The sequence below is a fragment of the Bradyrhizobium sp. UNPF46 genome, from assembly GCF_006658625.1.
Classification (GTDB): Bacteria; Pseudomonadota; Alphaproteobacteria; order Rhizobiales; family Xanthobacteraceae; genus Bradyrhizobium; species Bradyrhizobium nitroreducens.
Genome location: NZ_LFJB01000011.1, coordinates 14,649 through 32,398 on the forward strand (window position 1 = coordinate 14,649; position 17,750 = coordinate 32,398).

Annotated in this window: 15 protein-coding genes; 5 read left to right on the forward strand and 10 right to left on the reverse strand. The window is 65.3% G+C overall.

What is annotated here, in order from left to right:
• Nucleotides 1-95: 95 nt before the first annotated feature.
• Together UNPF46_RS06585 and UNPF46_RS06590 are read right to left on the reverse strand one after the other, a co-directional pair.
• On the reverse strand, nt 96-1,508 hold the full coding sequence (locus tag UNPF46_RS06585) for a mannose-1-phosphate guanylyltransferase/mannose-6-phosphate isomerase (RefSeq protein WP_181769819.1): 1,413 nt from the start codon (nt 1,506-1,508) through the stop codon (nt 96-98).
• A 7-nt stretch (nt 1,509-1,515) separates the two neighbouring features.
• Nucleotides 1,516-2,505, reverse strand: coding sequence for an NAD-dependent epimerase (locus UNPF46_RS06590; RefSeq protein WP_142249480.1), 990 nt, complete (start codon nt 2,503-2,505; stop codon nt 1,516-1,518).
• Nucleotides 2,506-2,714: 209 nt separating this feature from the next.
• Between UNPF46_RS06590 and UNPF46_RS06595 the strand changes: the two genes are divergently transcribed.
• Both UNPF46_RS06595 and UNPF46_RS06600 read left to right on the forward strand, forming a co-directional pair.
• A complete protein-coding gene (locus UNPF46_RS06595; protein ID WP_100177346.1) occupies nt 2,715-3,674 on the forward strand; it encodes a lysylphosphatidylglycerol synthase transmembrane domain-containing protein in 960 nt (319 codons plus the stop codon).
• Between the two features lie 35 nt (nt 3,675-3,709).
• Nucleotides 3,710-4,705, forward strand: coding sequence for an MraY family glycosyltransferase (locus UNPF46_RS06600; protein WP_430649798.1), 996 nt, complete (start codon nt 3,710-3,712; stop codon nt 4,703-4,705).
• Here UNPF46_RS06600 and UNPF46_RS06605 read toward each other — a convergent pair.
• The 5 genes from UNPF46_RS06605 to rfaD form a co-directional block, all read right to left on the reverse strand.
• Complete coding sequence (locus UNPF46_RS06605) at nt 4,693-5,679, reverse strand: glycosyltransferase family 4 protein (protein WP_245448313.1); 987 nt, start codon at nt 5,677-5,679, stop codon at nt 4,693-4,695. The two genes, UNPF46_RS06600 and UNPF46_RS06605, sit on opposite strands and share 13 nt — an antisense overlap.
• Nucleotides 5,680-5,681: 2 nt before the next feature.
• Nucleotides 5,682-7,595, reverse strand: coding sequence for an SDR family NAD(P)-dependent oxidoreductase (locus UNPF46_RS06610; protein WP_174718934.1), 1,914 nt, complete (start codon nt 7,593-7,595; stop codon nt 5,682-5,684).
• Nucleotides 7,596-7,679: 84 nt separating this feature from the next.
• Nucleotides 7,680-8,966: an O-antigen ligase family protein gene (locus UNPF46_RS06615; protein WP_100177350.1), complete on the reverse strand. Its 1,287-nt coding sequence runs from the start codon at nt 8,964-8,966 to the stop codon at nt 7,680-7,682.
• On the reverse strand, nt 8,963-10,435 hold the full coding sequence (rfaE1, locus tag UNPF46_RS06620) for a D-glycero-beta-D-manno-heptose-7-phosphate kinase (protein ID WP_174719309.1): 1,473 nt from the start codon (nt 10,433-10,435) through the stop codon (nt 8,963-8,965). Before rfaE1 ends, UNPF46_RS06615 begins: the two co-directional genes overlap by 4 nt.
• 24 nt (nt 10,436-10,459) lie before the next feature.
• On the reverse strand, nt 10,460-11,440 hold the full coding sequence (gene rfaD, locus UNPF46_RS06625; protein WP_100177352.1) for an ADP-glyceromanno-heptose 6-epimerase: 981 nt from the start codon (nt 11,438-11,440) through the stop codon (nt 10,460-10,462).
• 160 nt (nt 11,441-11,600) lie between these two features.
• Here rfaD and waaF point away from each other — a divergent pair, with 160 nt between their 5' ends.
• Nucleotides 11,601-12,683 (forward strand): lipopolysaccharide heptosyltransferase II, encoded by a 1,083-nt coding sequence (waaF, locus tag UNPF46_RS06630; RefSeq protein ID WP_100177353.1) that lies wholly within the window; start codon nt 11,601-11,603, stop codon nt 12,681-12,683.
• A 61-nt stretch (nt 12,684-12,744) separates the two neighbouring features.
• Here the strand turns inward: waaF and UNPF46_RS06635 are convergent, their stop codons facing one another.
• The 3 genes from UNPF46_RS06635 to UNPF46_RS06645 all read right to left on the reverse strand — a co-directional run bounded on the left by UNPF46_RS06635 (nt 12,745) and on the right by UNPF46_RS06645 (nt 14,658).
• Nucleotides 12,745-13,128, reverse strand: coding sequence for a helix-turn-helix domain-containing protein (locus UNPF46_RS06635; RefSeq protein WP_347338549.1), 384 nt, complete (start codon nt 13,126-13,128; stop codon nt 12,745-12,747).
• Nucleotides 13,128-13,424: a type II toxin-antitoxin system HigB family toxin gene (locus UNPF46_RS06640; RefSeq protein WP_174719310.1), complete on the reverse strand. Its 297-nt coding sequence runs from the start codon at nt 13,422-13,424 to the stop codon at nt 13,128-13,130. Before UNPF46_RS06640 ends, UNPF46_RS06635 begins: the two co-directional genes overlap by 1 nt.
• A 196-nt stretch (nt 13,425-13,620) precedes the next feature.
• Complete coding sequence (locus UNPF46_RS06645) at nt 13,621-14,658, reverse strand: glycosyltransferase family 4 protein (RefSeq protein ID WP_100177355.1); 1,038 nt, start codon at nt 14,656-14,658, stop codon at nt 13,621-13,623.
• A 126-nt stretch (nt 14,659-14,784) separates the two neighbouring features.
• Here UNPF46_RS06645 and galE point away from each other — a divergent pair, with 126 nt between their 5' ends.
• Together galE and UNPF46_RS06655 are read left to right on the forward strand one after the other, a co-directional pair.
• Nucleotides 14,785-15,798: a UDP-glucose 4-epimerase GalE gene (galE, locus tag UNPF46_RS06650; protein WP_100177356.1), complete on the forward strand. Its 1,014-nt coding sequence runs from the start codon at nt 14,785-14,787 to the stop codon at nt 15,796-15,798.
• 118 nt (nt 15,799-15,916) lie between these two features.
• Complete coding sequence (locus tag UNPF46_RS06655; protein WP_100177357.1) at nt 15,917-17,719, forward strand: ABC transporter ATP-binding protein; 1,803 nt, start codon at nt 15,917-15,919, stop codon at nt 17,717-17,719.
• The last annotated feature ends 31 nt before the right edge of the window (nt 17,720-17,750 follow it).

Below are 17,750 nucleotides of genomic sequence, written 5' to 3' on the forward strand. Positions count from 1 at the left end.
GGACACGATTTGATTCAAAAAGTTACACGTTCCCCGGGCCTTAGCGGAAAAATATCGCCTGTGGGACCCGGGTCGCGTGATTCGGAGCTTGCTGGTTACGACCTTTGATAGTCGTCTTCAATCCGGATGATGTCGTCTTCCCCGAGATAGGAGCCGGTCTGGACCTCGATCAGTTCCAGCTGGATCTTGCCGGGATTCTCCATCCGGTGGACCGCGCCCATCGGGATGTAGATGGACTCGTTCTCGTGCACCGTCTTCACGGTCTCGTTCACGGTCACCTGCGCGGTGCCGCGGACCACGATCCAGTGCTCGGCGCGATGGTGGTGCTTCTGCAGCGACAGCCGCCCGCCCGGCTTCACCACGATGCGCTTGACCTGGTGGCGCTCGCCATTGTCCACCGACTGGTAGCTGCCCCAGGGCCGGTGCACCTTGAGATGCTCCTCGGTGACCTTCGGCGCGACCGTCTTCAGCTTGGTGACGAGCCGCTTCAGGCCGTTGGCATCCTTCTGGCGCGAGACCAGCACCGCATCCGCGGTTGCGACCACGATGAGATCGTCGACGCCTTCGAGCGCGACCAGCGCGGAATCGGTGGTGACGTTGCAATTGCGGGAATCCTCGAACACGGCGCTGCCGTGCGACGCGTTGCCTTGTGCGTCCTTCTCGGACAATTCCCACACCGCGTGCCAGGAGCCGACGTCGGACCAGCCGCAGGACACCGGCACGACCGCCGCACGCGATGTCTTCTCCATCACGGCATAGTCGATCGAGATCGCCTTCGCCGCGCCGAACGCCTCCGGCTCCAGCGTCACGAAGCCGAGATCGCGGCCGGCATTGTTGACCGCATGGGTGACGGCCTCGACGCTTGCCGCGTCGACCTTGCGGTATTCGTCGAGCAGCACGCTCGCCGGGAACATGAAGTTGCCGCTGTTCCAGAGATAGCCCGAATTGACGTAGTCGGAGGCCTTCACCGCGTCCGGCTTCTCGACGAAGCGCGCGACCGCATGCACCTCGCCGGAGATCACCTCGCCCGGATTGATGTAGCCGTATTCCGTCGCCGGCCGCTCCGGCTTGACGCCGAAGGTGACGATACGCCCGGTGCTCGCAGCAGTGAGACCCTCGCGGCAGGCGGCGACGAAAGCCGCATTGTCCTGCACCACGTGATCGGCGGCGAGCGCGAGCACAATGGCTTCACTGGCGCGGTTCTGCGCGAACACCGCGCCCGCGGCAATCGCTGGTCCGGAATCGCGCCGCATCGGCTCGAGGATCACGTCGGCCTCGATGCCGATCTCGGCGAGCTGCTCCAGCACCATGAAGCGATAGGAGGCGTTGGTGATGACGATCGGGCGATCGAACAGGGAGGGGTCGGAGACGCGCAGCAGCGTGTCCTGGAAGGTCGAGCGCGTACCGAACAGCGGCAGGAACTGCTTGGGCCGCACCTCGCGCGAAGCCGGCCACAGCCGCGTGCCGGCGCCGCCGCACATGATCAGGGGGATTATGCGTTTGTCCATCGTCATCTCAAACCTTGAAGTAGTCCCGATACCAGGTGACAAAATTATGGACCCCATGCTCGATCGGCGTTGACGGTGCAAAGCCGGTGTCGCGCATCAAATCCTCGACATCCGCGAACGTTTCCAGCACATCTCCCGGCTGCATCGGCAGCAATTCTTTGATCGCCGTCCGGCCCAGCTCCCGCTCCAGAAGACCGACAACGTGCATCAGTTCCTCGGGGCGGTGATTGCCGACATTGTAGAGCTTAAACGGCGCATTTGCGGCAGCCGGATCGTCCGCGGGCACGAGATCGATCAGCTTGGACACGACACGCGTGACGTCATCAATATAGGTGAAGTCGCGGCGCATCTTGCCATGGTTAAAGAGCCGGATCGGCTTGCCCGCCATGATGGCGTTCACGAACAGGAACATGGCCATATCGGGCCGTCCCCATGGCCCGTAGATGGTAAAGAAGCGCAGGCCCGTGACCGGCAGGCGATAGAGATGGCTGTAGGACTGCGCCATCACCTCGTTCGCCTTCTTGGTCGCGGCGTAGAAGCTGACGGGATGGTCGGTCCGGTCCGCAACCGCAAATGGCATTTTTGTGTTGGCGCCATAAACGGAAGATGACGAAGCGTAGACGAGATGGCGGCAGCCGTTGTTGCGGCAGCCTTCGAGCACGTTGAGGAATCCGACGAGATTGGAATCGACATAGGCGTGCGGCTGCTCGATCGAGTAGCGCACGCCGGCCTGCGCCGCCAGATGCACGACCTCGGTGAAACGATGCCGCGCAAACAGCGCCGTCATCGTCTCGCGGTCGGCCAGATCGGCCTCGACGAAGGAGAAACGGGAGTCGTTCTGCAACAGCGCCAGGCGTGCCCGCTTCAGCGCCGGATCATAATAGCTGTTGACATTGTCGAGCCCGACGACAGTGCGGCCCTCGCCCAGGAGCTGCCGGGCGACGTGGAAGCCGATGAAGCCGGCCGCCCCCGTGACCAAAATCGCCTGATCTGTCATCCTGTTCCCTGGGGCTCGCTTGCCCCAACCTGTTTAGCCGCCACTTTGATGGGGTCGCAATAGGCGCACCGCTCCCCATGAGGCTTCCTCATGGCGTCCTTAACGACGGCTATTGCAAGATCGGCGCCAAAACCATACCAAAGCGGCCGAATTCGGCGCCTCGCGTCGGGTTGCCTCAAATCATCGCAAACCGAGCTCAAGCGGGCGAGATGCGCCGAATTCTGCTGTCGACGGCCAAAATCCTGATTTCCGTAGCGCTGCTCTACCTGGCACTGCGCAAGGTCGACCTGACCGAGCTGCTGTCGCGCTTCACCGTGACCAGTCTGTTCTGGATTGGCCTCGCGATCGCGATCACGTTCCTGCAGATCTTCGTCGGCGTGCTGCGCTGGCGCGAGATCAGCGCAGTCTGTGGTGCACCGCTCGAGCTCGGCCGGGCCATGCGCTACAACGTGATCGGCTCCTTCTTCAACCAGACCCTGCCCTCGGCAATCGGCGGCGACGCGGTCCGGCTGTGGCTCGTCGCGCGCGCAGGGGCCGGCTGGCGTGCGGCCACCTACTCGATCTTCGTCGACCGCGCGATCGGCCTGATCGCGCTCGCGGTTCTCATCGTCGCGAGCCTGCCCTGGAGCTACACCCTCATCACCGACGCGCACGGCCGCTCGGCGCTGCTGCTGGTCGACCTCCTGGCGCTTGCCGGCGGCGTCGGCTTCTTGATCTTCGGCGCGCTGAATTGGCGGTGGCTGAAGACATGGTGGGCGACCCATCACCTTCACGCCTGCGCGGTGATCGCAAACCGCGTGATCTTCAGCCGCAGCCGCGGGCCGGCCATCGCCATCCTCTCCATCCTCGTCCACGTGCTCGCCGTCGTCATCGCCTGGTGCGTGGTGCAGTCGATCGCGGCCCCTGTTCGCTTCAGCGACGTCTTCCTGCTCGTACCGCCGGTGATGCTGATTACGATGATGCCGATCTCGATCGCCGGCTGGGGCGTGCGTGAGGCCACGATGGGCCTGGCGTTCGGCTTCGCCGGACTTGCCGCCAATGAGGGGGTCAACGTCTCGCTGCTGTACGGCGCCGTGTTCTTCATCGTCGGTGCGTTCGGCGGCCTGGTCTGGATCCTCAGCGCGGAAAAGGCCGCGCAAGGAACGGCTCCGATCGGGGTGCCGGAGTGACGACGTTCGTCTCGGGTCCGGACCTTGCGGCCGGACTGGTGCCGCTCGCGCTTCTGCCGGCCGTGCTGGCTGGACTGATATCCGCCTGCATCACCTGGCTGAGCATGCCGTTGCTGCAGCGCTATGCGCTGGCGCGCCCGAACGCGCGCTCGTCGCACAAGATCCCGACCCCGCAAGGTGCGGGCATCGCCGTCATCGCCGCCACCCTGCTGGTCGCTGCGCCGTGGTCGGCGTGGGCCACCGGCGCAATTCCCCTGCCCTTGATCGGCTCCGCGCTCGTGATCGCTCTGGTCGGACTTGTCGATGACATCAGGCCCCTGCCCGTCCTGGCCCGCCTGGTGTTGCAGGCAGCAGCCGTGGCCGCCGTCGTCTTCTCGGCACCGGAGAGCGCACGCATCGTGCCGGCGCTGCCGCTCGCGCTGGAGCGCGGTCTCATTTTGCTTGCCGGAATCTGGTTCGTGAACCTCGTCAACTTCATGGACGGGCTCGACCTGATGACAGTGGCCGAGGTGGTGCCCGTGACGGCCGCGCTCGGACTGCTCGGCTGGTTTGGCGAGCTCTCGTCGTCTGCCGGACTGCTGGCCACGGCGCTGTGCGGGGCCATGCTCGGCTTTGCGCCGTTCAACCGTCCGGCCGCGAGAGTCTTCCTGGGCGACGTCGGCAGCCTGCCGATCGGTCTTCTGCTCGGCTGGTGCCTGCTCGAGCTCGCCTGGCACGGACATCCCGCCGCGGCGCTGCTGCTGCCGGCCTATTACCTTGCGGATTCCACCATCACGCTGTTCCGGCGCATCGTCAGGCGCGAGCCGTTCTGGGCGGCCCACCGCACGCACTTCTATCAGCGCGCCACCGACAACGGGTTCACGGTCCGACGCGTGAGCGGCGAGGTCTTCACGCTCAATCTCGTGCTGGCTTTGCTTGCCTTCGTCACCGTTCGCGCCGGCTCGACGGCGATCACGATCCTGTCCTTGCTCGCAGGTGCCGTCGCGGTCGCTTTGGTGCTGCGGCGCTTCTCCCGCGCTCAGGCGTCCTGAGCCGCCAGCGCCAGCCGCAACCCCTCGTCGAGCGAGACCTGCGGCTGCCAGCCGGTCGCGATCGCCTTGGAGATGTCGAGCTCGAGCGAGCCGATCAGGCCGTCATACGTATCCTGCCGGCCCATAGCGCCGAGCAGCGTGCCGAGCACGCTCGGCGGCACGTTCGCCGCCGCCTGCAATTGCTTCAGCCGTTCGAAACCGATGCCCCAGCCCGACAGCATGAAGTGGATGTCCGTCTCGTCCTGCAGCAGGCGCGCCGCCTCGAACACGATCTCCGGATCATGGGTGAAGCCGAGATTGCCCGACAGACCGACGATGAAGCGCGCGGCAATCGCCTTGCGGAACGGATTGTCCGGCGTGACCGGCCGCGGCGCGGGCACCAGCGTCGCCCAGTTCGGGATGAAGCGGATCTTGTTTCGCGTCATTCCGGAATAGCTCAGGAGCGGCCGCTCCGCGTCGCGGCCGATGGTGATGACGGCATCGAGTCCGCGGAACATCAGGCCGTTGACCGCCCGCATCGTCCGCGTCACCAGCGAGCCGGGCTTCAGCAGGCCCGCCATTACCAGCACGTCGGGAAAGAGGTCGTGCATGATCAGCGCCGAGCGCGCGCCCTTCAGCCTCGCGGCCGCCGCCACCGCATAAGGCAGCGTGAACGGCGCGGTGACCGTGAGCACAACGTCGCCTCGCCTCAGCTCCCGCGCCAATGCGAAGAACGTGCGTGCCACGAACAGGAGCTCCGACACAGCGCGCCGCACCAGCGCCGCCTTGCCCGAAATGCGGTTCCTGATCGCAACCACGCGCGGCTTGCCCGGACCGGTCTGCGAGGGCGGCAATGCGCCCGGCCAGCCCGAGAGCACGACGACCTCGTGCTCGCTGGCGAGACGGCAGGCGATCTCGGCCATGATCGCCGCCGTCGTGCTGGTATCCGGCGGGTAATGCTGGCTCGCAACGACGATCTTGCCCAAAGGCTGCATGGTCAGGCCGCGGTCGACCCGAATTCGGGCACCGCATCCTTCAGGATGGTCCTGATGGTGGCGCGATCGTCGCGCGCGATCGCCTGCTCCAGCGCCCCGATCCATTTGCGCAGCGTCTGCATTGGCGGCTCGTTCGGCTGCGCCGCCATGATGCCGGCGACGCCGATCTCGCGGGTCGGCTCCTCGGAGGCGAACAGGATCTCGTGCAGTCGTTCGCCCGGCCGCATGCCGGTGAACACGATCTCGATGTCGTGGCCGGGCTGCAGTCCGGAGAGGCGGATCATGCGCTCGGCGAGATCGACGATCTTCACCGGCTGGCCCATGTTGAGCACGTAGACCGAGACGTCGGGACGCTGCGTTCCGAGTGCGTGGGTGGCCGCGGTGATGACGAGATCGCAGGCCTCGCGAATGGTCATGAAGTAGCGGACCATGTCGGGATGCGTCACCGTGACCGGGCCGCCGGCCTCGATCTGCGCCTTGAATTTCGGGACCACCGAGCCGTTCGAGGCCAGCACGTTGCCGAACCGGACCGAGATCAGGCGCATTGGCGGCTTGGCACCGTGCGCGCCGGCAGCGAGATCGTGATCCAGCGCCTGGCAGTACATCTCGGCAAAGCGCTTGGTCAGGCCGAGCATCGACACCGGCTCGATCGCCTTGTCGGTCGAGATCATCACCATGGCCTCGGCGCCGGCGGCCACGGCGGCGTCCGCCACGTTGATGGAGCCGAAGATGTTGGTCTTGACGCCCTCGCTCCAGTCTCGTTCGAGGATCGGCACGTGCTTGAGCGCTGCGGCGTGGAACACGATGTCCGGCCTGAATTCCATCATCAGGCGCGTGATGCGCTCGCGGTCGCGAATGTCGGCAATCCGCCCTTCGATCTCGGCGGACGCGCCCCTCGCGGCGAGCGCTTCGGTGATCGCGTAGAGCGCCGGCTCCGAGTTCTCCACGATCAGGAGCCGCGCAGCGCCGAAGGCGACGACGCGCTCGCAGATCTCGGAACCGATCGAGCCGCCGCCGCCGGTGACGATCACCGCCTTGCCGTTGATCAGCGCCTCCAGGCGGTCATAGTCGATCGTCTCGCTCGGCCGCAGCAGGAGGTCTTCGACCGCGACGGCCGTGAGGCGTGGCGTATCGCCGCTCTCCAGCGAGGGCATCCGGTTGACGATCACGCCCAACTTGCGCGCCCGCATCAGGATCGATTCCGGGTGCGCCTCCGGCTCGAACGCCGACGGCGTCATGACGAGGCGCGCGATCGCCTTGTTGCGCTTGGCGAAGTCGGCGATGACGTCCTCGACGTCGTCGATGCCGCCCAGCACCGGCACGTTGCGGATGAACTGGCCGCGATCCGAGCTCGATGGCGACAGCACGCCGACCGGCCAGATGCGCTTGATCGCCCCGCTCTCGATGCCGCGCAGCAGCACCTCGGCATCCGCGGCGCGGCCGATCAGCAGCGTCGGCGCGGCATCCTCGCCTCGGGCGTGACGCCGCACCCGCGTATAGCGGAAGTAGCGGTAGGCCATGCGCAGCGCGCTGAGAAAGGAGATCTCGAGGAACCAGTAGAGGACGATCGTCACCTTGCCGAGAAAGAAGGCACCGCGGACGTTGGGGGCGACGAAGATGTAGTCGAGCACCAGCAGGGCGACCGTCAGCACGGTCGCGACGCGGATAATGTTCAGCGCGTCAGGCAGCGAGATGAAGCGCCATTTCGTCGTGGTCAGGTTGAAGATGAAGAACACGACCACGCTGAAGGCGAGGAAGTAGGGCAGAAGCTGGAACAGCAGCGGCAGGCGGTCGAAGAAGCCCTCGCCGCCCTCGAATCGCAGATAGAAGGCGGCAAAAAGCGCCGCCGTGGTCGCCAGCAGGTCGTGGAGTGCGATCAGGAAATTGCGCAAGGTGAGATGCGAAAGACGCGTCATCCGCCGACCGATGAAAACCCAGTTAGATGCAACCTGACCGCGCTGATAGCCCATCTGGACCAGACTTGCCAGCCGCGCAGCCGCTCAGGAACCGGCTTCCCCCATCTTCGCCTCGGCCTGTTGTGTCCGGAGCACCATGCCGCCGGCGACACCGACGCCGATGACGTACATCCAGCCCTCGTGGAAATCGAACAGATGGGAATTGAACAGCGAGGTGAAGACATTCTGCACCACCACCAGGAGCCCGATCCAGTTGGCAAGCCCGTCGCCGCGAAACAACCGCAGATGCAATATCCAGATCGCATAGAGAATGGCGATACCGATCACGCCCCATTGCACGGCAACGTTGAGCGTCTGGTTATGCGGGTTGCCGATCACCTCTGCAGACGCCTGGTACCGACCGGCTGGCGTCGCGACGCGCTCGAACAATCCGCGCGTCGAACCGGTGCCGTGCCCTATGATCGGGGCCTCCACGAAGAAGCCGAGCGACTTCCGCCAGAATTCGAGCCGCAGGCCGAGCGAGGTCGGCTCGCCCTTTTCGACATAACGCGTGTAATCGTCGGAAAACCTCTCGGCCGTATGGCGCAGATAGGGCGAAGCCTGCCAGGCGACAATGGCGACGGCGAGCAAGCCGGCGGAGATGAGTGCGATGCTGCGCCCTTTGAGGTGAAGCAGCGCGAACACGCCGAGCATGATCGGCACGGTGACGAGCGCGGTGCGCGACACCACGACGAAGGTCATGTTGACGAAGAAGCCCAGTGCCAGCGCCGTCAGCAGCCCGGCGAACCAATATCGCTTCTCACGCAACAGCATCACGATCGGAAAGGCGAGCGCGACCGCGCACAACGCGAATTCCTGGCTCTGGTCGATGTAATTCTTGACGAAGATGCCGCGCTCGGGCGGATCGGTCTTGAGTGCGAGGTTCGGGTAGAAGGCGACCAGCCAGGACATCACCGACAGCAAGGCGCAGGACACCAGAAAGGCGACGAAGATCCAGTGGCCGCGGCTGGATCGCTCGAAATGATAGAGCAGAACCGGCAGCACGAGCAGCTTCATGGTCGGGTTGACCGCATAGAAGCGCGCGCCCCAGCTCGCGTCCGACCAGAGTGTCCCCACCAGCGCGAGCAGGACCAGCGCGATCGGCGCAATGCAGATCGGACGCTTCAGCGATTGCAGGAACGCGCGGACGTCGAGGAACGGCACCATGCAAAGCAGCATCAGTGCATTGAAGATCCCGGCAAGCGAGGTCGACCAGGGCAGCGAGGCCGCGGTCAGCACCGCCAATATATCGACGGTCTCGCGCCAGGCAGCCGGGCTGCGCAGACGGCGAAGCAGCATTTCGCCGGTCGTCTCGCGGGCAAGCGCCGTCACTTGCCGCCTCCCCGGGCGCGATGGACCAGGGCCGTCGTGCTGAAGCCCTGGAGGATGTCGACCAGCACGACCACCCCGCCCGCTGCCTCGACGACCTCGTGGCCGACCACCTGCTCGCGGGTGTAGTCGCCGCCCTTCACCAGCACGCCGGGCTTGATGCGCCTGATCAGGTCGATCGGCGTGTCCTCTTCGAAGATGACGACGAGATCGACGGCCTCGAGCGCGGCGAGCACTTCCGCGCGCGCGCGTTCGTCCTGGACGGGACGATCCGTGCCCTTGAGCCGCCGCACCGAGGCGTCGCTGTTGAGCCCCACGATGAGGCGGTCGCAGGCGGCGCGTGCCGCGGTCAGTACCTTGACGTGGCCGGGGTGGAGGATGTCGAAACAGCCATTGGTGAAGCCGACGCGCTGGCCCTGCCGCTTCCACTCGGCGAGCTGCGGATCGAGCGCGGCCGGATCGAGCACGATCTTCTCCTCGGCCGCGAGGGTGGCATGTGGCAGGATTTTTCGGCGTAGCTCGGCCGCGCTCACGCTGGCGGTGCCTTGCTTGCCGACGGCGACGGCAGCAGCGGCGTTGGCGATGCGCAGCGCAGCGTCCCAGTCGGCGCCGGCCGCAAGCGAGACCGCAAGCGCAGCGGCGACGGTGTCACCGGCGCCGGAGACGTCGCGCACCTTCACCGGGAACGCCGGAACGTGAACGGCCTCGCCTGCCCGCGGCACCAGCGTCATGCCGTGCTCGCCTTGGGTGACCAGGATCGCCTCGCAATCGGCAAGCCGCATCACGTCCTCGCTGGCATCGACGATGCTCTGCGGCGTGTCGGCGCGGCTGCGTGTCGCCTCCGAAAATTCCTTGCGGTTGGGCGTGAGCAGCGTGGCGCCGCGATAGATCGCCCAGTTCAGGCTCTTGGGATCGACGATCACGGGCTTGCCGAGTTTCCGCGCGGCGTCGATGGTGTGGCGGATGACGCGTGCCGTCAGCACGCCCTTGGCGTAGTCCGAGAGGAGCACGATGTCGGCGCGCGCGATCTGCGGCAGGATCGCCTCGATCAGCTTCGTCTCGATGTCATCGGAGGCAGGCGCCGCCTGCTCCCAATCCGCGCGCAGCATGTGCGTGGAGAAGTGCTCGGAGACGAAACGGACCTTTCGCGTGGTCGGCCGCGACGGGTCGCACACCAGGATGCATTCTATTCCGGCCTGCTCGCCAAGCGCCGAAGCGAGCCGCTTGCCCGCATCGTCCTCGCCGACGAGGCCGACGAAGATGCAGCGCGCGCCGAGCGAGGCGACGTTGCGCGCGACATTGCCGGCGCCGCCGATATGAATCTCGCTGCGCTGGGCCGCGATGACGGGCGTCGGCGCTTCCGGCGAGATCCGCGACACCTCGCCATAGACGAACTCGTCCAGCATGATGTCGCCAATGCACAGCACCGTGCGGCCTGAGATGGCTTGCGCGATGGCGTCGAAATCGAGAATGGGCGTCGGCATGGTCAAAAAGCCTCAGCGGAAGCGATCGGGCCGGTCGAGGTAGTCCCCGACATAGGCCTTCACCGCGTCCTCGAGCGTCGTGAAGCCGCAATTATAGCCGGCGCGGTGCAGGCGATCGACCTCGCTCTGGGTGAAGTATTGGTAGGCCGCGCGGATCTGCTCGGGCATGTCGATATATTCGATGTTGGGCCTGGTGCCGAGCGCCGCATAGGCAGCCAACATGAGATCCTTGAAGCTGCGCGCCTTGCCGGTTCCGACGTTGAAGAGCCCGGACACCGACGGCGTTGCCAGGAGCCACATGACGACGCGCACGACATCGTCGACATAGATGAAATCGCGGCGCTGATCGCCGTCGGCAATGCCCTCGCGATGCGACTTGAACAATTGCACGACCCGGCCGGCCTTGACGTCGTCGAAGCGGCGCGCCAGCACGCTCATCATCGAGCCCTTGTGGTATTCGTTGGGACCGAACACGTTGAAGAACTTCAGGCCCACGCATTGCGGCGGCAACGGATCGCCGTTCGTGCGGCGCTCGACCACCGCGAGATCGAACATGTGCTTGCTCCAGCCGTAGAGATTCATCGGCCGGAGCTTCTTCAACGCGGGGATCGAGGCATCGTCGTCGAAACCGGTCTCGCCATCGCCATAAGTCGCCGCCGAGGAGGCGTAGATGAACGGCACCGCGTTCGCCGTGCACCAGTCCAGAAGGCGCGTCGACAGGCGGAAATTGGTCTCGAACACGAGGTCGCCGTCGGTGGCGGTGGTCGCCGAAATCGCCCCGAGATGGATCACGGCATCGAGCTTGCGGCCCTTCAGCCAGTCCATCAGCTCGGCCGGGGGGACGATATCCACAAGCTGCCGCTTGGCGAGGTTGCGCCACTTACCCTCGCTGCCGAGGACATCGCAAACCACGACGTCGCTTCGGCCCGACTCATTGAGCGCGGCCACGACATTCGACCCGATAAAACCGGCCCCGCCGGTCACCAGCAACATTCCGAAATCCCTGCCCGATTTTGTGCGGCCCGGCCCTGCCGTAGCGCATGAGCCGGCAAAGTGTAAGCGGTTTTGGGATGGAGCGGTCTGGCGGCTTTACCTGCCGGCCCGGAACAGCTACCGAACCGCCACAAATCAGATCGCCCGACCCCATCAACGAATGAACCAAGATTCGCAATTTAGCGGGAACGCAGATCGGGACGACACTCGCCCGATTCTGATCATTCCCTACATGTGGATCGGCGATTTCGTCCGGAATCACACCGTGGTCCGGGTCCTGAAGGAGCGCTGGCCGAACCGTCCGGTCGATCTCCTGACCACACCCCTGTGCGCCCCACTGGTCGATTACATGCCCGGCGTGCGTCAGGGCATCGTCTGGGACCTGCCGCGCGGCCGGCTCGCGGTGGGCCGCCAGCTGGGCCTGGCCAAGCTCCTGCGCGAGCGGGACTACGGCACCGCCCTGGTGCTGCCCCGGACCTGGAAGGCGGCCATTGCGCCCGCTTTGGCCGGTATCCCTGAAAGGGTCGGCTTCGTCGGCGAGTTCCGGTTCGGCCTGCTCAATCGCTGGCGCTGGGGCGAGAGGAAGCTGCCCCGCTTCATCGACAAGAACGCCGCCCTGGCCCAGCCCGACGGCGCCCCCCTGCCCCCGGAATGGCCGGTGCCGCAATTGCGGGTCCCGGCAGAGGACGTCACGCGCTGGCGCCAGGCCAACGGCCTCAGCGCGGGGGCGGCGGTGGCGCTCGCCCCAGGCTCGGTCGGCGTGTCAAAACGCTGGACCTATTATCCGGAAGCCGCCCGCCTGCTGGCCGAGCGCGGGCTGGAGGTCTGGGTCGTCGGCGGCCCCGCCGAAAAGGGCCTCGCCCAGGAGATCGTCGCGGCCGGCGGTGCTGGGACCGCTGGCGGCCCGGGGGTGCGGGACCTCACCGGCAACGACTTGCGCAACGGCGTGCTGGCCATGGCCGCGGCGGGCGTTGCCATCTCCAACGATTCCGGCCTGATGCACATCGCAGCCGCGCTCGGCACGCCCACCATGGGCATCTTCGGCCCGACCAGCCCCTATCTCTGGGCGCCACTGAACGGCCTTGCCGCAACCGTGGTGCAGGACAAGGAAAAGCTGTCCTGCCAGCCCTGCCAGAGCACGATCTGCAGGATGAACGACCACCGCTGCATGCGGAACATTGCGGCCAGCGAGGTGGTGGGGATTGCGGAGCGGGTGCTGAGCGAGGTGGGGGCGCCGGTTTAGCCGTCATATGCGAGGACGGCTCGTTATCTTGGGGACGTGAGCGTCAGAATTCGCCAACGGACTACGCAGATGCACGCCCCAGCTCATATTGAGCCGTCAGAGCACCAATCGGAATATTCCATTCCTTGCTGATGGTCCGGATCATGTCCAGCGTCAGCGGGCGGACGCGATTCAAAATCTCGGACGCACGATTGCGTCCAATCAACGCCGCCAATTCTGCCTGCGATCGCCCCATGGACTCGATTGCGAAATGGAGGACATCGATCGGATCGCGGTGAGTGATCGCGAAGTGATTGTCTTCGTATTCCTTGATGAGCGACGACAAGACTTCGAAGCGATCACCGTCAGGCGTGCCAGGAAGCGGCTCGGCCTCGAAATAGCGAGATACTTCGCGGATGGCCCAGTCGTAATCCTGTTCGTTGTGGAGAGGCCTTACGTCCATCATCACACGATCTCCGCGTCTATTCCGTCGTACTCTGCGTGCGTGCCGACAAACTTGATGAGGGCTGTCTTGAACTTGTAGGAGAAGTGAACCACAAGGCGATACTTGTTGCCGCCTATGTCGAAGATGGCTCTGTTGTCACCAACGAAGTCCACGTTGTTTCCAAACGCCCTCTTGAGGTCTGCCGGACCGCTCCAGTCACCCTTCGAAACGATTTCGTACCAAACGCCCAAGGGGGTCTCCGCTTGGGGGTATCGGCCCCAAAAGACCTTGAGCGCCTTCCTCGCAATTACGTTCATAGCCATAGCATGTTCCCACTATGGGATCAATTCAAATTCCCAACACGGGAACGCTACCTCGCCTGCCCCATGGATCGAACCAGATTCGTAAATCTGCACTCTGCCCCAGGGGACTCCAAGCCGTTGATTTTGCTGGCCCCGCCTACTGTGCATGGGGTTGTTTTCGCGATTTTTGTTGGCCGGCGAGATGGCGGGCTCAAAGCAGCGGCCGATAGACCTCGCCGATCCGCGCTGCTTCCGCATCGAGGCTGAATTTTTCGAGCACCCGCGCCCGCCCGCGTTGCCCCATCGCCGTGGCGGCAGCCACATCGCGCATCAACGGCTCCAGCGCCGCCGCCAGCGCATCCGCGTCACCGGTCGGGACCAGCACGCCGCTGACGCCATCCTCGACCACGAGCTCGGCCGCGCCGGCGCGCGCGGCAACGAGGGCGCTGCCCGCCGCCATCGCCTCGATCAGCGTCAGGCCAAAACCTTCATTGCGCGAGGTGAAGGCGTAGATCGTCAGCCGCTGATACCAGCGCTGCACGTCTTCGATCGGCAGCTCGCCGGTGATGACGATGCGCGATTGCAGGCCCGCGGCCTCGATCCGCTTCTTCAGAGCGTTGGCAAAGGGCGTCTGCTCGGCCGTAACTTGCCCCACGACGACGGCGGTGAAATCCGGATAGAGCGGCAACAGGCGGCACATCGCGTCGACGAACACATCAGTGCCCTTCTGCGCGCGCACGCGACCGAAGCAGCCGATGGCGTAGCGGCCCGGCAGACCGCTTTCGGCGAAGGCCGCAGCGCGATCGACCGGCGGCGCGTAGACGTCGGTGTCGACGCCATGCGGGATCACGGTCGCCTTCACCTTCAGGAACGAGGCCGAGATATCGCTCGTCGCGATGATCGCGTCCATGCGCCAGATCAGCCAGCGCGTGATCCAGCTGTGATGCCGCTGCGCCGCCGAGGTGAACACGAGCTTCAGCGGCCAGCCGAGCGCGCGCAGCACGACGCCCGCGATCATCTCGTTGTTGCGCCGCGCGTGCCAGATCAGCGGCGCCTTGCGGCGCCATAGCTTCAGGAAACCCGCACCCCCGAGCCGCGCGATGCCCTCCGGCGCGTCCGAGCCGAACCAGGCGGCGCGATACAGTTTCGCCAGCCGCGGCGCCACCATCCGGTTGGTCGCGGTGACCCCGGAATAGCGCCTGTGCAGATTTGGCACGATCAATTCGAGATCGCCGGGGGAATTGGCCACGTCATGCTCCGTTTGACCGGCCCCCTATACGCAACATTAAGCATAGTGACCAGTTCAGCTACGCCGAAACCCCCTCTTCACCGCGCAAACGTTAACGTGCCGCGTTGATCGAAGACGGGTGAGATCATGACTGTGCTAGTCACCGGCGGCGCCGGCTATATCGGAAGTCACACGGTCCTCGCGCTGGCGGAAGCCGGCGAGGACGTCGTCGTGATCGACGATCTCTCCACGGGCTTTTCCGCTTATCTGCCCGAGGGCGTGCCGCTGTTCATCGGCGATGCCGGCGACGAGAACCTGCTCGAAGGCGTGATCGCCCAGCACAACATCGAGAGCATCATCCATTTCGCCGGCTCCGTCGTCGTGCCGGATTCGATGCGCGATCCGCTCGGCTACTACCGCAACAACTTCATGACCGCGCGCAACCTGCTCAACGTCGCGGTCAAGCGCGGCATCAATCGCTTCATCTTCTCCTCGACCGCGGCCGTCTACGGCAATCCGGACCAGGTGCCGGTGCCCGAGCACGCGCCGACGCGGCCGCTGTCGCCGTACGGCTCCTCGAAGCTGATGACCGAGATCATGCTGCACGACGTCGCCGCCGCCTACGGCATGCAGTACGTCACGCTGCGCTATTTCAACGTTGCCGGCGCAGATCCGCAGGCGCGCATCGGGCTCGCCACCGCCGGCGCCACGCATCTGCTCAAGATCGCGGTCGAGGCCGCGACCGGCCAGCGCGCCAAGATCGACGTGTTCGGCACCGACTATCCGACCCCCGACGGCAGCTGCATCCGCGACTTCATCCACGTCACCGACCTGTCGCAGGCGCATCGTTCGGCGCTCGCTTATCTGCGCAATGGCGGCGCCTCGACGACGCTGAATTGCGGCTATGGCCGCGGCTATTCGGTGCTGGAGACCATCGACGCCGTGCGCCGGGTGTCGGGCCGCAGCTTCGCCGTGCAATACGCGCCGCGCCGGCCGGGCGACATCATGACCATGGTCGCCGACACCAGCCGCATCCGCGGCCTGCTCGACTGGAAGCCGCAATACGAGGACCTCGAGACCATCGCCGCCCACGCTCTGGCGTGGGAGGACAAGCTGTTCCACGAGCGCCATGGCGAGCTCCGCCACGCCGCCTCGGCCTAGAATCGCCCCAAGCGCAAGCCCTTAATTGGGCTTGAAAAGCCCCGCTCGAGCGGGCACAGAGGCCCATCGATCCCTGACGCGCGGGCAGGCTTTGTCCTGCGCCGTCAATGGACACCGGATGGCTCAGTTTCCAAAGAAAATCACCGACGATCCCTATGCGGCAGCGACCCTGATTCGCCGCCTCGTCATGGAGCAGGGAGTCGTGTACTGGCGGCGCTACCTCGTCGCCTTCACGCTGATGGCGGTGGCCGCGGGTGCGACCGCATGCGCGACCTACGTGCTCGGCCAGGTCATCAATCAGGCCTATGTCGACAAGAACATCCCGGGCATCGCGATGTTCTCCGGCATCACGGTGCTGCTGCTCTTCATCAAGGGCGTGGCCACCTACGGCCACATGGTGATCCTGACCAAGATCTCGAACGCGATCCTCGCCACCAATCAGCGCCAGCTGTTCGCCAAGCTGATGCGCGAGAGCGTCGGCTTCTTCTCCGAGCGGCACTCGTCAGAGTTCCTGGCGCGGCTGACGGCCGGCGCAAAATCCATCACCGACGTGCTCAACATGCTGGTCAACGCCGTCGGCCGCGACCTCCTGATGCTGCTCGCCATGATCGGCGTGATGGTGTGGCAGGATCCGCTGATGTCGTTCATCGGCCTCGTCGCGGTGCCGCCGGCGATGCTGGTGCTGCGCAAGCTGGTCAAGCGCATCAAGGGCCTCGCCTTCAACCAGTTCACCGGCACCGCCGACATCATGGAGACGATGCAGGAATCGCTGCAGGGCATCCGCACGGTCAAGGCGTTCACGCTCGAAGACACCATGCAGAAGCGCATCGACGAGAACATCGCGATCGTCGAGCGCAATGCCAACAAGATGGCGCGCGTCGCCAACCGCTCCAACCCGCTGATGGAAATGCTCGGCGGCTTCGCGGTTGCGGGGTGCCTGATGTACGGCGGCTATGCCGTGGTCGCGCTCAACGCCACGCCCGGCGCGTTCTTCTCCTTCATGACCGCCTTCCTGATGGCAACCGAGCCGGCCAAGCGGCTGGCGCGGCTCAACATCGATCTCAACAGCCAGCTCGTCGGCGCGCGCATGCTGCTCGAGATCATCGACAGTCCGGCCAGCGAACATGCCGACGACGACAAGCCGGCGCTGAAGCTCTCCGATGCCCGCATCGAACTGCGCGACGTCAGCTTCTCCTATCGCGCCAACGAGACCATCCTCAACCGCATGAGCTTCACGGCCGAGCCCGGCACGGTCACCGCTTTGGTCGGCCCGTCCGGCGGCGGCAAATCGACCGTGCTGGCACTGCTATTGCGCTTCTACGAGGTGACGCAAGGCGACATCGTGATCGACGGCCAGTCGATCGGTGCCGTCTCGCGCAGATCGCTGCGGGCGCAGACCGCTTATGTCGGCCAGGACGTCTACCTGTTTCGCGACACCATCCGCAGCAACATCGCCTTCGGCAAGCCGGGCGCGAGCGAGGACGAGATCATCGAGGCGGCGAAAGCGGCCTGCGCGCATGATTTCATCATGAGCTTCCCGCTCGGCTATGACACGCCGGTCGGCGAGCACGGCACGCAACTGTCCGGCGGGCAGCGCCAGCGCATCGCGGTGGCGCGCGCGCTGATCAGGAACGCGCCGATCATCCTGCTGGACGAAGCCACCGCCGCGCTCGATTCCGAGTCCGAGAAGCAGGTGCAGGAGGCGATCGAGCATCTCTGCCGGAACCGCACCACCATCGTGATCGCGCACCGGCTGCACACCATCATGCACGCAGACAGCATCCTGGTGGTCGAGGGCGGCGAGATCGTCGAGCAGGGCCGGCACGACGAGCTGCTCAGCCGCAGCGGGCGCTATGCCTCGTTCTTCCGCCTGCAACATCACGATTCCGGCGCTCTGGCGCCGATCAGCGCAACCGCCTAGAATTCCCAGTCAACCTCAAGAGCCGCGAGAC

Coding starts and splice junctions, on each gene's coding strand:
- UNPF46_RS06585 (WP_181769819.1), bottom strand. CDS start 1,508: ATGGACAAACGCATAATCCCCCTGATCATGTGCGGCGGCGCCGGCACG.
- UNPF46_RS06590 (WP_142249480.1), bottom strand. CDS start 2,505: ATGACAGATCAGGCGATTTTGGTCACGGGGGCGGCCGGCTTCATCGGC.
- UNPF46_RS06595 (WP_100177346.1), top strand. CDS start 2,715: ATGCGCCGAATTCTGCTGTCGACGGCCAAAATCCTGATTTCCGTAGCG.
- UNPF46_RS06605 (WP_245448313.1), bottom strand. CDS start 5,679: ATGCAGCCTTTGGGCAAGATCGTCGTTGCGAGCCAGCATTACCCGCCG.
- UNPF46_RS06610 (WP_174718934.1), bottom strand. CDS start 7,595: ATGACGCGTCTTTCGCATCTCACCTTGCGCAATTTCCTGATCGCACTC.
- rfaD (WP_100177352.1), bottom strand. CDS start 11,440: ATGTTGCTGGTGACCGGCGGGGCCGGTTTTATCGGGTCGAATGTCGTG.
- waaF (WP_100177353.1), top strand. CDS start 11,601: ATGAACCAAGATTCGCAATTTAGCGGGAACGCAGATCGGGACGACACT.
- UNPF46_RS06635 (WP_347338549.1), bottom strand. CDS start 13,128: ATGATGGACGTAAGGCCTCTCCACAACGAACAGGATTACGACTGGGCC.
- UNPF46_RS06640 (WP_174719310.1), bottom strand. CDS start 13,424: ATGAACGTAATTGCGAGGAAGGCGCTCAAGGTCTTTTGGGGCCGATAC.
- galE (WP_100177356.1), top strand. CDS start 14,785: ATGACTGTGCTAGTCACCGGCGGCGCCGGCTATATCGGAAGTCACACG.
- UNPF46_RS06655 (WP_100177357.1), top strand. CDS start 15,917: ATGGCTCAGTTTCCAAAGAAAATCACCGACGATCCCTATGCGGCAGCG.